The organism is Anoxybacillus sp. PDR2, from assembly GCF_009834045.1.
Classification (GTDB): domain Bacteria; phylum Bacillota; class Bacilli; order Bacillales; family Anoxybacillaceae; genus Anoxybacteroides; species Anoxybacteroides rupiense.
Map to the genome: position 1 here is coordinate 2,322,125 of NZ_CP047158.1, position 14,450 is coordinate 2,336,574.

At 42.6% G+C, this 14,450-nt stretch carries 11 protein-coding genes; 1 reads left to right on the forward strand and 10 read right to left on the reverse strand.

What is annotated here, in order from left to right:
• Positions 1-107 precede the first annotated feature (107 nt).
• The 10 genes from GRQ40_RS11105 to GRQ40_RS11150 form a co-directional block, all read right to left on the reverse strand.
• Positions 108-1,568 (reverse strand): CoA-acylating methylmalonate-semialdehyde dehydrogenase, encoded by a 1,461-nt coding sequence (locus GRQ40_RS11105; RefSeq protein WP_159719997.1) that lies wholly within the window; start codon positions 1,566-1,568, stop codon positions 108-110.
• Between the two features lie 55 nt (positions 1,569-1,623).
• Positions 1,624-2,631, reverse strand: coding sequence for a 5-dehydro-2-deoxygluconokinase (gene iolC / locus GRQ40_RS11110; RefSeq protein WP_159719998.1), 1,008 nt, complete (start codon positions 2,629-2,631; stop codon positions 1,624-1,626).
• Between the two features lie 39 nt (positions 2,632-2,670).
• The gene (iolG, locus tag GRQ40_RS11115) at positions 2,671-3,693 is read right to left on the reverse strand and encodes an inositol 2-dehydrogenase (RefSeq protein WP_159719999.1); all 1,023 of its coding nucleotides are present in this window, start codon (positions 3,691-3,693) and stop codon (positions 2,671-2,673) included.
• Between the two features lie 487 nt (positions 3,694-4,180).
• Positions 4,181-5,194, reverse strand: a complete 1,014-nt coding sequence (locus GRQ40_RS11120; protein ID WP_159720000.1) for a LacI family DNA-binding transcriptional regulator — start codon at positions 5,192-5,194, stop codon at positions 4,181-4,183.
• A gap of 78 nt (positions 5,195-5,272) precedes the next feature.
• A complete protein-coding gene (locus GRQ40_RS11125) occupies positions 5,273-6,226 on the reverse strand; it encodes a sugar ABC transporter substrate-binding protein (RefSeq protein ID WP_159720001.1) in 954 nt (317 codons plus the stop codon).
• A gap of 78 nt (positions 6,227-6,304) precedes the next feature.
• Complete coding sequence (locus tag GRQ40_RS11130; RefSeq protein ID WP_159720002.1) at positions 6,305-7,300, reverse strand: ABC transporter permease; 996 nt, start codon at positions 7,298-7,300, stop codon at positions 6,305-6,307.
• An 8-nt stretch (positions 7,301-7,308) separates the two neighbouring features.
• Complete coding sequence (locus GRQ40_RS11135; protein WP_159720003.1) at positions 7,309-8,817, reverse strand: sugar ABC transporter ATP-binding protein; 1,509 nt, start codon at positions 8,815-8,817, stop codon at positions 7,309-7,311.
• Between the two features lie 340 nt (positions 8,818-9,157).
• Complete coding sequence (gene iolG, locus GRQ40_RS11140) at positions 9,158-10,210, reverse strand: inositol 2-dehydrogenase (protein WP_159720004.1); 1,053 nt, start codon at positions 10,208-10,210, stop codon at positions 9,158-9,160.
• A gap of 363 nt (positions 10,211-10,573) precedes the next feature.
• Positions 10,574-11,023 (reverse strand): PH domain-containing protein, encoded by a 450-nt coding sequence (locus GRQ40_RS11145; RefSeq protein WP_159720005.1) that lies wholly within the window; start codon positions 11,021-11,023, stop codon positions 10,574-10,576.
• Positions 11,024-11,247: 224 nt separating this feature from the next.
• Positions 11,248-12,582, reverse strand: a complete 1,335-nt coding sequence (locus GRQ40_RS11150; RefSeq protein WP_159720006.1) for an APC family permease — start codon at positions 12,580-12,582, stop codon at positions 11,248-11,250.
• 697 nt (positions 12,583-13,279) lie between these two features.
• On the opposite strand from GRQ40_RS11150, the gene GRQ40_RS11155 reads away from it, so the two are divergent.
• Positions 13,280-13,633 carry a DUF4395 family protein gene (locus tag GRQ40_RS11155; protein WP_311975602.1) on the forward strand — a complete coding sequence of 118 codons (354 nt, stop codon included), beginning with the start codon at positions 13,280-13,282 and terminating at the stop codon, positions 13,631-13,633.
• Positions 13,634-14,450 lie beyond the last annotated feature (817 nt).

The following is a 14,450-nucleotide window of genomic DNA, read 5'->3' on the forward strand; positions in this document are numbered from 1 at the left end:
CTCCTCTCGCTTCTATAAAATCCATCCCACGCTGATCACAAACAACGAAAAGAAAGAGGAGATGGCACAGACGAATTTCCATCCCATCTCTTCCTTTAATAGTTTCGTTATTTCATATAACGAGCTGTCACCATTTTCTTTCTCGTGTAGAACTCAACACCATCCGTACCGTTTGCATGTAAATCTCCATAGAAAGAGTCCTTATAGCCTGAAAACGGAAAGAAGGCCATTGGCGCAGGAATCCCGATATTAACGCCAAGCATTCCTGCATCAATAGTTTCACGAAACTGACGGACCGCGGCTGCGCTATCCGTGAAAATGCAAGCGCCATTGGCGAACGGTGATGCATTCGCATACTCAATCGCTTCTGTTAAATTTTTTACACGTACAACGGATAGAACAGGGGCAAAAATTTCATCCTGCCAAATTTTCATCTCTTGCGTAACGTTTTCAAAAATCGTCGGACCAATAAAGTAACCTTCTTTGTTTACAGCGGCGTCTTTGCGGCCATCACGCACCAGTGTGGCTCCTTCTTCAATTCCTTTTTCGATATAGCCAATGGTGCGCTCTTTATGGCTTTGGCGAATCACCGGACCTAAAAACACTCCTTTGTCAAGACCATTTCCGATTTGGATCGCATCGGCTTCCACCTTCAATTTTGCTATGAATTTATCAGCAATAGACTCTTCCACCACGACAACCGAAGTCGCCATGCAGCGTTCGCCAGCAGAACCGAAAGCGGCGCTGATGATCTGTTTGGCCGCATGTTCCAAATTGGCATCGGCTAATACGATCGAATGGTTTTTCGCCCCGGAAAGAGCTTGCACGCGTTTCAAGTTGGCTGCCGCTGTTTTGTACACATATTCAGCCACCGGCTGAGAGCCGACAAACGAAATCGCCTTTACCAGCTTGTGCTCTAACAATCCGTTGACGACATCGTGCGCACCATTCACAATGTTTAATACCCCTTTAGGAAAACCGGCTTCTTCAAACAGCTCGGCAAGACGTTGCGCTAAAAGCGGCGTGCGTTCCGATGGTTTTAATACAAAAGTGTTGCCGCAAGCAATCGCTAACGGGAACATCCAGCACGGCACCATCATTGGAAAATTAAACGGCGTAATACCGGCAACTACTCCAAGCGGATAACGGTACATGCCAGATTCAAGCCCTGTTGCGATATCAGGAAGCTGCTTGCCCATCATTAAAGTTGGGATTCCTGCCGCAAACTCCACGCATTCAATCCCGCGAAGCACCTCCCCATAGGCTTCATCGTAATTTTTGCCGTTTTCTATGGTCACAAGCCGCGCTAGCTCTTCCCAATGCTCCACGAGAAGCTGCTGATATTTAAAAAGAAGACGAGCGCGCTTTGGAACGGGAACTTGAGACCATGTTTGAAACGCCTCGTGTGCCGCTTGAACGGCCTTGTCTACTTCTTCTTTTGTGGAAAGTGGAACAATCGCCAGCTCTTCACCTGTTGCTGGGTTGTATACAACCTCTGTTCGATTGGAAACAGATTCGACCCATTCCCCGCCGATGTAGTTTTTTAAGCTTTTTACAGTTATTTTCATGCGATACCATCTTCCTTTCATCCCTTAAAATTCCCGAATATTCAAAACAAAGATCCTATGATAGAGCAGGCTCATAAATAGCCGTCTCAATATGATGCTGAAGCTCTTGAAGAGTGGGCATCGCATCAGAGCAGCTGTGACGCGAAATCACAATCGAAGCCGACGCGCTCCCCAGCTTCATCGCTTCGGCAACGTCCCTTCCATTCATTAAGCCATAGATAAAGGCAGAGGCATAGGAATCGCCAGCGCCAAATGTTTTCAATACATTGGTGCGAAAAATACCGCTGCGGTAAGATTTTCCGTCTTTAGTATACGCAATCGAGCCTGCTCCTCCATGTTTAATGACGACCATTTTAGCGCGGAACGAAAACCAGCGAGAAGCTGTATCATGATCATGGGCCTCTTTTCCATTCAACAATTTTTCCATTATATTAAACTCTTCGCGAGTGCCGATCACGACATCACATTTTTCAGCAGCCAAATTATAATAAACTGCCGTTTCTGCCTCATCCGTCCAAGTATATGGACGATAATCAAGGTCAAAGAAAACCGTCACACCATGCTTTACGGCATATTCCAATGCAAGAAACACGGCTTCACGTGATGGACTTTGCGCAAGGGCGGTACCGGAAATGAGTAGCGCCTTTGATTGTTTAATATAATCTTCATCAATATCCAATGGGTGAAGCTTCAAATCTGCGACATTATCACGATACATTAGAATGCTGCAATCCTCCGGGCTCTTAATCTCGGTAAACGCTAAACCCGTTACAGCCCCCGTACGGTCGATTGCGATCCCTTTTGTGTCGATGCCGTTTTTCTGCAAATAATCCAAAATGAAGCGTCCCATTTGATCGTTCGCGATTTTTCCGATAAATCCGGTTTTTTGGCCTAGCCGTGCAAAGCCAATCGCAATATTGGCAGGAGAACCGCCAACGTATTTCGTAAATGTTCGTGTTTCTTCCATTGGGCGATTGATTTCATTCGCATTGAGGTCAATGCACAACCGGCCGACCGCGATGAGATCAAGTGGACGATCTTGATGAAAGGTTAGTAGATTCATACTATTTTCCTCCTTTCTTCGCATAGTCCCTAAAAACGATTAGACAGAGGCAGCGGAATTTACCGCTTCCAGCTTCACAGGGATACCAGCTTCCAACGATTTTTTTGCCGCTTCGGCAATCCGTTGGGCTTGTAAGCCATCAAAGCCGCTGCAAATAACAGGCTGGTTGGTAAGAATAGCTCTTACAAATTCTGATACTTCATTCATATAGGCTTGTGTATAGCGCTCAAGGAAAAAATACAGCGGTTTATCCTTGGACACGTGCTCAGAAGTAGAGACTTCAACGGTCGTAGGGCGATGGTTATCAGCCAATGCCGATCCTTTACTTCCAAATATCTCAAGTCGCTGATCGTATCCATAGACAGCTTGGCGGCTGTTATCAATCACACCAAGAGCGCCGTTGGCAAATTTTAAAGTGACGACAGCTGTATCAATATCTCCCGCTTCTTCGATGGCGGGATCAACCAGCACGGCCCCGTAAGCAGACACCTCCACCACCTCACTTTCCATAATGTAGCGCGCCATATCAAAATCATGAATCATCATATCCATAAAAAGCCCACCTGACGACTTGATGTAGTCCATGCTGGGCGGCTTAGGATCCCTTGATGTAATACGTAAAATGTGCGGAACGCCAATCGTTCCATTTTGCACAAGATCCCTGACTTTCCGAAAATTCGGATCAAATCGGCGGTTAAATCCAACTTGAAACTTCACTTGAGCTTTTTCAACAGCTTCCAGTGCCTCTTCTGTTTCTCTTAATGTAAAACTGATCGGTTTTTCACAAAAAATATGCTTTCCTGCTAAAGCCGCTTCTTTAATCATCGTGGCATGTGTATTCGTTGGAGAGCAAATCAACACCGCATCAATGTCTGGATCCATTAATATTTGGCGATAATCCGCTGTTAGCACCTCGATTTGTCTCTCTTTCGCCCACGATTTCAGATGATGAATTGCAACATCTGAAACACTCTTGACTCGAACTTGTGAAATGAAGCGCAAATGATCTGCGTGCAATCTGCCGATTCTCCCTGCGCCAATGATTCCTACCGTCAATCCCATCGCCTGAATCTTCCTTTCTCTTAGTAAAGATACGGACATCTAACCCGAAATAAAGTTAAGCGCTTTACTTACTATTATTATACGATTTTTTGCATAATATCAAGTTAATTTTAAATTTTTTTAACATTCACTTTCTAGATTTTTTCACTTTTTTAGTTAAGCGCTTTACTTTCTGCGCGAAACTATGAAGCAGTCTGAAAGCAAGGTTGTGCGCCTACCATCAGGCACTCGCCTTAAAAACATCAGAAACCGCCTTGCTTGGACAGTCCATCCCTTCTTCCTTTCAAGCTGGTTCTTCATCCCTAATCCATTGTAGAAAGCATCGATAAGAGAGTTCGTTTGGGTGGGAAGCTTTTTTATTTTGTCTATGGCACCAAACGAACTCCACATGTTTGCTTTGCAAAATGGGTCTGAACCAAAAAGCAGCTTTCCTATTCATTGTTGCTCCTTGCTCTTCTAACATTCACGATTTGAGAAGCAAAAGAGGTCACGAATTTTGATCATTTAGGTCTTTTACCGATTGCCGTTCTACTAAAGCAGGGGCCAGCATAATCCGATGTCCAGGCATTTCTGGTTTTTCAATTGACTCAAGCAGCTTATAGACCGCATAGCGGGCCAGATCATCGATTGGCTGTGCAATGGTTGTTAGACCAGGATCAGCAATTTCGGCATGTATCGTATTATCAAAGCCAATAACAGAAATGTCTCCCGGAACCTGCACGTAAAGCTTTCGAGCTTCGTTCATAAAAACCACTGCGATTAAATCGGTAGTCGCAAAAACACCGGTAGGCTTTTCTGGTAAATGAAGCAGCTTTTGCGATGCCAGCTTGGCATCCTCCACTTTAGAGATGGCATCAATAATGAATGGGCTTTCTAATTCAATTCCCTGATCGGAAAGAGCTTGTTTAAAGCCTTCCAATCTCAACCGTCCGCTCGGACGGCTTAATTCGGCAATGATCGCCAAACGGCGATGTCCTTTATCCAGCAGATAACGCCCGGCAAGGTATCCTCCTCTAATATCGTCCGTCGTGACAACATGCGAAGATAAAGCAAGATGGTCGATCGAAAACATTAAAAACGGGATATGTCTGGACTGAAGCTTTCGAAAAGCGCTCAAATCTTTTGGCTCTGTCGCAATAATAATGCCGTCTACTTGTTTTTTCATAAGCAGTTCAAGATAATCTTGCTCTCGTTTTCTTTGGTAATCGGTACTGCATAAAATCATCGCATATCCCGTTTCCCGAGCATAATTTTCTAAAGCTCTCGCCACCTCGGCAAAGAACGGGTTGGCAATATCCGGGACAAGGACACCAATAGTAAATGTCCTTTTGCCTGTTAATGCCGCCGCTAAGCTGCTCGGCTGGTATTCAAGCTCTTGCATGACCTTCATGACTTTTTTTCTCGTTCGGTCACTAATATTTCCTGTGTTATTCACGACTTTCGATACTGTCGCTATCGAGACACCCGCTTTTTTCGCTACATCATAAATCGTCGGCTTCATTTAGTTCAAACTCCTTAGACAGTCCTTTTTCTTCATTTTACCATGAAGGAATACCGCCGGTTAAATCATTCGTATGGACTACTCTACTATCTTTTTAAGAAATTCTAGCTTTTCTTGTGCATTTTCTTTTGTAATCACCTCAACGCGGCTTTTAATGCGTTTTTCAACTTTTTTGCCTTTGATGGCGGCTAATGCGTTTTTCACTCCTTCGTAGCCCATGTCATATGGACTTTGCGCAATCGTACCGGCAAGCTTTCCGGCTAAAATCGATTCGACCGCTTCTAGCGTTCCGTCAGTACCAATCACTTTAACATCTAACCCTTTTGCCTCAACAGCGCGCAACACGCCAAGCGCCATATCATCATTGGCCGCAAATACACCTTTGATATCATTATTTTTCTGGAGGATATTTTCCATAACGGACATCGCTTTTGTTTTATCGCTATCGGCAGGCTGTTCAGCAACAACCTCGATCCCTGCTTCTTTAAGAGCGGCTTTGGCTCCTTTCACGCGTTCATCTGTCGCCGTATTTCCGAGCGCACCTGAAACGATCGCGGCTTTGTCCCCTTTTTGCAGCATGGAGGCAAGCAGTTTTCCTCCTTCATATCCAGCCTCATAGTTTTCCGTACCTATAAAGCTTGTTTTATTTTTAAGATCGGCATCTGTGTCAATAAGAAGAACGGGAACATTGGCCCCCTCTAACACCGGGACGACTGTATCAGGCTGTGTCGGCGAAACGACAAGGGCACCAGGCGATTGGCTTAACTGATCCTCAATCATATTCACTTGCTGCATCACTTCAGATTCTGAGTTGGGTCCAACAACGGTCACATCGATCCCAAGCTCTTTGCCAGCCGCTTTCGCTCCAGCCTCAACGTACTTCCAGTAAGGGCTTGATAACGTTTTCAAAACAACAGCGACTCGCTCTGTATTTTCACCTCCATTTGCTTCTTGACCACTATTGCATCCAGCTAAAAGAACCATACCAATGAGCGCAGCGGCTACGCTGAATAACCGAATTTTCTTTTTCATCCAAAATTCCCCCATTTCCCTTTACTTCATAATCTTGTGAAAGCATGATCTTTTATCAACATTCCAATTAGCAAACAATTAAGCTTTTTTGCTTTTGCGTTGGCGAAGCACATCAACAAATACAGCGGCAATAATGACCGCTCCAATCACCGTCATTTGGAAATCAGCGGAAACATTCAAGAGATTCAGCCCATTTCTTAAAACAGCGATAATCAGCGCTCCGATTAATGTTCCCCATACAGTACCAACTCCCCCCAGAAAACTGGCACCACCGATAATGACTGCCGCAATCGCATCAAGCTCATAAGAAAGTCCAGCAAGAGGAAAAGCTGAATTCACGCGCCCTACCATAACAAGACCGGCAAGGCCCGCCATGAAACCGCTAATCGCATAAACAATAATCAACACTCGGTCGACATTAATTCCCGATAAGCGCGCAGCTTCAGGATTGCCGCCAATCGCATAAATATAACGCCCTGTCTGTGTTCGTGTTAAGAAAATATGGAAGAGGACATACACAACAATGACAAGCAAAAAACTTACCGGGATCAGCCCCACAAACTCACGGCCCATAAATTGAATCATGTAAGGAAAGCCGGCGATCGGAGCCGCACCTGTAACGATTAAAGCGATGCCGCGAGCAATGTTCATCGTGCCGAGAGTGGAGATAAATGGATGCGGCAAACGCAACTTCGTTAATAAAACCCCGTTTAACCAACCGAATCCTGCGCCTACTGCAAGACATACGAAAATTCCCAAAAGCGGATGCATTCCCATATCGACCGTCACAATTCCCATCATCATAATCGAAAGCGCCAACAAGGAACCGACAGACAAATCGATTCCTGCCGTTAGAATCGGCAAAAGCATCCCGATTGCCAGCAAGGCGTTGATCGAAGATTGCCGAGCGATATTCATAACATTATTGATCGTTAAAAACTTAGGAGACAGAATCGTCAGGACTGCTGTTAATAGAATAAGACCGATCAGAGGCCCGAACTTGCTGATAATCCTTTTAAATGCACGGTTCTTTTCCACTGCCTCGTTTTTCGTTTGCACTGCTACTTGACTCATATTGATTTTCACCCTCCTGTAGCCGCTTTCATAATTCGTTCTTGTGTCGCTTCCTTAATTGGCAAATCCGCTGTTATTCTTCCTTCTCTCATCACAAGAACTCTGTCACACATCCCGAGAATTTCCGGAAGCTCTGAAGAGATCATAATGACAATGGCGCCATTTTCAACTAATTGATTCATCAAGCGATAAACCTCTACTTTCGCCCCGACATCAATTCCTCTTGTCGGTTCGTCAAAAATAAACACCTTTGCCTTTGTGCATAACCACTTGGCGATCACTACTTTTTGCTGATTCCCACCGCTCAAATTGCGAGCTTTAAGCTCGATATGATCAGGACGAATCTTTAATTCTCGAATAAATCGCTTGGCTTCTTCCCGGATCTCATTTAAATTAATAAGCCGTGATTTCTTCGTAAATTTTTTCATATTGGCCATCGTAATATTAAAATCTAGCTTTTGATCAAGCAAAAGCCCCTCGCCTTTTCGGTCCTCGGTGATGAAAGCAATTCCAGCATCAATGGCATCTCGCGGAGACTTGATCTTTACTTCCTTGCCATCAATAAAAATTTTTCCATTTCGGCGCGGATCGGCTCCAAATATAGCCCTAGCAAGCTCGGTGCGCCCAGCGCCAACCAGCCCGGAAATACCAACGATCTCCCCATATCTCACACGAAAGCTAACCGGCTCTGAGGCGCCTGCAACTTCTAAATTTTCTACTCTAAAACCTTCTCGGCCAAGTGTAAAGGTTTGCTTTGGAAACTTCTCATCCAAAGATCGTCCAACCATTAATTCAATCCAATCATCGGTGTCTGTCGTTTTAACAGGCAAGGTTTCAATTTTGAACCCATCCCGTAGAATCGTAATCCGATCTCCTAATCTCTTAATCTCTTCAAGCTTATGAGAAATAAATAAAATGGCTATTCCCTTCTCTTTTAATTGCTCGACACACTTATAGAGCTGATGGACTTCCTGTACACTCAGACTGGAGGTAGGTTCATCCATAATAATCAACTTCGCATCAAGAGTAAGCGCTTTCGCTATTTCGACGAGTTGCTGCTGTCCTATGCCGAGCTTCCCAAGCTGCATATCAGCAAGATCTGGGCTTTGACCAAGCATTTCTAAACATCTCTTTGCCTCTTCGCGCATGGTTTTATGGTCAAGCATCGACATCTTGCCACCTCGCTTTAATTCCCTGCCCAAGAAAATATTTTCATAAACCTTGAGCTGGGGAATCACATTTAATTCTTGATAAATGGTGGCAATCCCTAATCTCATAGCATCAGCTGGCGTTTGGAGATGAACAGCCCTCCCTTCCCAATAGATTTCACCGGCATCCTTTTGATAAGCGCCTGTTAAAATTTTGATAAGGGTCGACTTCCCCGCTCCATTTTCACCAAGCAACACATGAACCTCACCAGCTTTAATATCAAGATCAATTCCTTTAAGCACATGGTTTTGATTAAAGCTTTTTTTAATACCTTTCATTTCCAAGAGATTTTCAGCATGCCCTGCCATCTAAGGACCCCTTTCTAATTGGTTATTAAGCACACCGCACTTTAACTTTTTAAAATTAGATCTATATAGACCTTATCACCATTTATGATGGTGGAGATAATATTGGAATCAAGTTTCTATAGATAAAGGGGCACTATGTGATTGAACTCCTAATCAATCAGATATTCATGCAGGATGATGACTCCTTAACATCCGCCATTACCTTTTTATGGATTCTATAGGTGATCGAACAGGCTCGTTGGCCTGTTGGGCAGTTCGTATTCTGTTCTACCATTTGCAAGCTACAGACAAGTCGCCGTGCTTTCATAATGGATGGGCGATTCCATTTTCAAACTGGCTTTTATATCGGTGAAGCCGGCGTTTGAATAAGTGACTGAACCGTAACAAGCTTTCCTGTTTCAAACGATTCTTTGCATGCATAGCCAATAGCCGTTGAAATCACCCCATCTTCGACAGTAACGGCTGGCTGTCTATTTTCTCTTATACACGCAATGAATTCTTCCGCTTCACTTAAGTAGGCTTGTTCAAACCTTTCTAAAAATCCATCTGAACATTCTTTAATGGCCCCTTTTTCATCAAAGACCGTCACCCTATTCTTTTCAGGAATGGTGCCGATTCTTAATGTCCCCTTCGTCCCGATAATTTCTGTTTCAATATGATATCCGTGTGCACAATTTCGTCCGGCAACAAAAATTCCGATTTTGTTATTCTCAAACTTGACTAACGCCGCCCCTGTTTCCGCATCATTCATTTCGCTAAATTCCGGATAAGCATAGGCTCCTCCGATCGCCCATACTTGTTTCGCCTCGACTCCCAAATACCAGCGTGCCAAATCAAAATCATGGATCGCCATGTCCAAGAACAATCCTCCGCTGTAATTGCTTTTGGCAAATTGTATAAATTCATCCATTGCTTTCGCAGGATCAAGACCATAGCAGCGGATGAAAATCGGCTCACCTATTTTTCCTTCCTCGATTTTCTTTTTGGCATATTGGTAAGACTTGTCATATCTTCTCATAAAACCGAGCATAAAAATCTTATCCTTCTGTTGATTCACGGCCTCTTGAACACGCAAAGCTTCTTCTAAATATAGCCCAAGCGGTTTTTCGCAAAACACATGGAACCCTGCATTTAATGCTTTTACGATTTGTTCGCAATGGAAATTGGAAGGCGACGAAATAAAAATAGCATCCAGCTCTTGATTCTGTAACATCTCGTCAAATTGGGTATAACCGTATTGGATGCCCCAATCCTTCTGAGCCTGCTCGACTTCCTCTGCTGCTACACTGCAAACAGCCAATAACTCGCAGCCCGAAATGCGAAAGGCTAAATTTTCCGCATGCTGCCTACCTAACCTTCCAAGCCCGACAATCCCTACTTTTACTTTCTCCATCCGTTTCCATTCACCCCTGCCCTTTCAATATCACATGCGTGGTTAAGCGCTTTCCTTTATAGACGTAAAAAAATAAAAATGTCCAAGAAATCAAACTTGATCATTTTTAAAGGTAAACGCTTTCCTTAGTTGCTATTATACTTGTCGGAATATTCAGAAGTCAATAGATTTAACACAAAAAATTTTTTGTTTGTTTAAATCCATAAAGATCCATATAATATGTTTTTTACAAAAAAATGATAAGAAGCTGACTTATGTTGAAAATGGTCTGGCAAACGCGTAATCCATTCCCTTTGGCGATGTCTAGCGCTTTTGATGAGCAAAAAAGAACCGCTCCCGACCATATTTCGGCAGATGGGAAAATTACCCCTCAATAAGGACGTCCGGTCTTATTTTCTTTATTGACTTTAAAAATAACGATTTGTCTTTAGGAGAAATTAAGATGAACTTCGACTTCCCAGACTTTCCATATGTGATTTGCAAGCGGTCAAGGGATAAAGCCGGTGCTGACAGGGGATTTTTAGACTCGGTGATCGCTTCGATTTCTTCAAGAGGAATTGTCCAGCTGAAAAGGCCTCCCCGAATTTTTAACGCTTTGTCCGTTACAATATAAAGGGTGTGAAACCATCCTGAAAGCAAAAATAACGTAAACAAACTGCAAATGACGGTTAATAAAATTTTGTCAGTAACAGCTAGATCCTCCGCTATAGTACCTAACTCTAAGTGGACAGCTGTTGGCAACGCAATACTTCCAACGATTAATAGCCATGTCAGGATGGAACTAATGGGTCCTTTTTTCGAGTAAAAGACCAACTTAACCCTCCTTTCATTTTTATCTTTATATGTTATATTTTACAATACAGAGCAAGATGACTCCATATTTCTCCTCCTGAATCAGTCAGATGCGTCATCTCGGCAAATCGGTGACAATGATCGAAGCATCGGCTTTCAAAATCTGAATGGCAGGACATCCCCATTAAAAAATCCGATTTAATTAAAAACGCGAACAGCATAATCACTGTTCGCGTTTGTTGGCATTAGCTCGCTTTTAAATTTGAAGTGTTTTTATTTTTTGCTTTCAGTTTCCAATAGATCGGCAAACCAATTAACGTAATACCAATCGAGAAAAGCGTGTCGGCAGGAGCATTCATCAACGTACTGATAATAATGTATGCCGTACCCCCAATCGCCACAAGCGGCGTAATCGGATAGAACGGAACTTTATATAAATGCGATTCATTTTTATCTTTTTTGCGAAGCAAGAAAACCGCATTAAAAGACAATCCATAAAATAGCAAGACAGCGAAAATCGCCATATCCGTCAGCCTGTCAGGATTCCAAAAGATCATCATCACGATCGCGATCACAGCTTGTGCAACAGTGGACCCTACCGGCGTATTAAATTTAGGGTGAATGCCGGAAAGGAATTTCGATCCTGGAAGAAGCCCTCTTACTGCCATAGCGTAAGGAATTCGCGGGAATGTAAGAATTTTTCCATTTAAGCATCCAAAAATCGAGATTAAAATACCGATCGCTAAAATTTTTCCGCCGATTTCGCCAAACAATAATGTTGCTGCTGTTGATGCCGCATTTGGTCCTAACTCAACAATCTGATCAGCAGGAAGCACATGCAGCATAGCAATATTAACCGATAAATAAGCAATAATAACAACTAAAAGTCCAGAAATGATGGCTCTTGGAAGATCTTTTGCAGGGTTTTTCATTTCTCCCGCCATAAATCCAACATTCATCCAACCATCGTAGGCCCAGAGCGTGGCTAAAATAGCAGCCCCCATACTTAAATTTTGAATATTTCCACTTTCTACATTAAAAACAGCGGCATCGCCTTTAAACATTCCAAATACGGCAATCAAGATAATCGGAATCAGCTTTCCGATTGTGGAAGCCGTTTGAATAAATCCGCCAAACTTTGTTCCCAATAAATTCAAACCTGCAAGTAAAATCGTCGTTACAATTCCGATGATCAGGCTGCTTCCTTTTGGAAAATGAAAAAAGTCAGCCATTAATGTACCGAAATATAGAGCAAGAGCACCAATAACAGCCGGTCCATAGACAATTGTTTGCACCCAGCCGCACAAAAACCCCCATGTTTTCCCATAAACTTCTTCAATATAAGCGTATAATCCGCCAGTTTTAGGAATCTTCACACTGACTTCAGCAATGGTTAGGCCGCTTGCCAATGTAATAATGCCGCCGATAATCCACGCCAAAAGCGCCATATTGGAATTACCGGTCGCAGACAGGACGACCCCCGGCTTCATAAAGATTCCGGAACCTATTACAGTTCCAATCACTAAAGACGTAGAAACAAAAAAACCGATGTTGCGCTTTAATTTCATTTCCTTTTCCATTTCTCCTGTCCCCCTCAGAAGTACAAATGTATAATTATATAGTTGCAAGGATTATATCATACTAAACAGCACAAAATAATTTTTCCGAATTATTTTATTATTATTTTTTCAATACTTCTCATTCGTATCTTATCTAAAATCCTTTGTATAATAAGCTTTTATCAAACAAACAAAAAAAATAATACTATATAAAATTTTATTTTTTATTATATTCTAAAAATTAATGATATTTCGTCTGTCTTTTGTTCTACGCAAAACCAAAAAGCCTTTTAAGAGCTTCGAAGTTGGAGGTAAAGCTAATGCCCAACCATCTGAAGCATGAAAGACCGAAAACGCTGGACAGACAAGTGAAGATGTGATGTACAGAGGAGCGGGTGAGGATCGTGACGCGGGATGAAAGCTTTTTAGGATTTTTATGCACAATTTGTTAGCGGCTGGCTGAGACTCGTTTTTATTCCTATACTGAATGCTGGGGATAGAACACAAAATGATTATCCGTATCATCGCTTACGTCAGCCCATAAGCAATCTAAAACTCCTCCTCTGCAAATTTTCTTCACAAATCATGACGTCTACTGTAAAATATCATAAATATAATTAAACATATAAGAAATACTGGCATTAGGAGACCAAAAGCCCCTTCCTCCGTTCCTCGTCCATTCGTACGTGTAAATCAATGGTTTATCGTTCTTTCGGTTCTGTTCACTTGGATGACCTATCAAGAATGGCCGCTGCTATTTCCATTGATCTCCAGCCTTTTAGGATTATTCTTTCATTTCCATCTCGTGATGAGAGCAGCAAAGTTCTTTTTACGAAAGGAACCAAGCGAATACATTCCTGAGGATGATGCACAGCAGTCATTCAATCAAATCATTGCGGTCATTTGCTTATCGATCGGTTATGTGTCATTTTTAGCAGGATGGACAAAGATCGCTTACGTATTTACTATTTACGCTCCTAGTGGCTCTGGCAGCCTTTGCGGCCATTCTTGGTTTTTGCATTGGCTGCTTTATCGTAAAAAAGATCCAAGCAAAGCTAGATTGTCTAAATAAAGGGGAATCATACATCAATATCCATGTAAAAAAGGTTTTGGCTTATATCATCAGAAACGTTCATCATACTTGGGAGCTTTTAGTATTTGAACATCAAAATATTCCTGAGGCAGGGATTCAAATACTTGGAGGAACATTTGAATCTTGTGACCGTGATTGATCTAGTGCTGTATTACGAGAAATGAAAGAGGAAGCGGGTATAGATAAAGCAACCTGAATTACAGAGATTTTATGCAAGATATATTACCATAAGAGTGAACTACTCACCACTTAGCTAAAGCTTGAAGTGGGAGCTTCTCAGTTCCACGACGAAAGCCGCCTTTCGTCTCCCTGAGCGTGACTTCGGGTCGTTCCAACCCTAGATGTCCGACAATTCGGAGTTCTTTTGTACCTTGGATATTTTACGCATGGAAGGATCCGCTTGGTTTTCGCATTTTATTTTCTCCATGCAACCTCCTATATCCAGTTATGAAAGAACGACATAGGTTTATTTTACCACAGGGTCACATACTGTCCAGTCATCAGGAGAGGACAAAGGGTTACAGTTCAATTATTATTTGGAAAGAACTTAATTCGGTATCATACTTAGCAGGTGATCAGCACATAGCTATTAGACATGTTATAGATTTCTTAGAAAACAGCCATCCTTTATGAAAGTACGCCGGCTGTAAAATTAATTGTAACCCGCTTTTAGCGAATTGGTCTGGAGATGGTGAAACCTATCGAGATTTAAAGCGGAATCCGCCAAATACGGTGAGCACTCGTTGTCGCCACTCTCCTTTATGAAAGCCGATCGCGGACAAAAGTTTGTTTTGTG

What these genes read in the sequence shown, in the direction of transcription:
- GRQ40_RS11105 (WP_159719997.1), bottom strand. Translation starts at nt 1,568, where the DNA reads ATGAAAATAACTGTAAAAAGCTTAAAAAACTACATCGGCGGGGAATGG.
- iolC (WP_159719998.1), bottom strand. Translation starts at nt 2,631, where the DNA reads ATGAATCTACTAACCTTTCATCAAGATCGTCCACTTGATCTCATCGCG.
- iolG (WP_159719999.1), bottom strand. Translation starts at nt 3,693, where the DNA reads ATGGGATTGACGGTAGGAATCATTGGCGCAGGGAGAATCGGCAGATTG.
- GRQ40_RS11120 (WP_159720000.1), bottom strand. Translation starts at nt 5,194, where the DNA reads ATGAAGCCGACGATTTATGATGTAGCGAAAAAAGCGGGTGTCTCGATA.
- GRQ40_RS11125 (WP_159720001.1), bottom strand. Translation starts at nt 6,226, where the DNA reads ATGAAAAAGAAAATTCGGTTATTCAGCGTAGCCGCTGCGCTCATTGGT.
- GRQ40_RS11130 (WP_159720002.1), bottom strand. Translation starts at nt 7,300, where the DNA reads ATGAGTCAAGTAGCAGTGCAAACGAAAAACGAGGCAGTGGAAAAGAAC.
- GRQ40_RS11135 (WP_159720003.1), bottom strand. Translation starts at nt 8,817, where the DNA reads ATGGCAGGGCATGCTGAAAATCTCTTGGAAATGAAAGGTATTAAAAAA.
- iolG (WP_159720004.1), bottom strand. Translation starts at nt 10,210, where the DNA reads ATGGAGAAAGTAAAAGTAGGGATTGTCGGGCTTGGAAGGTTAGGTAGG.
- GRQ40_RS11150 (WP_159720006.1), bottom strand. Translation starts at nt 12,582, where the DNA reads ATGGAAAAGGAAATGAAATTAAAGCGCAACATCGGTTTTTTTGTTTCT.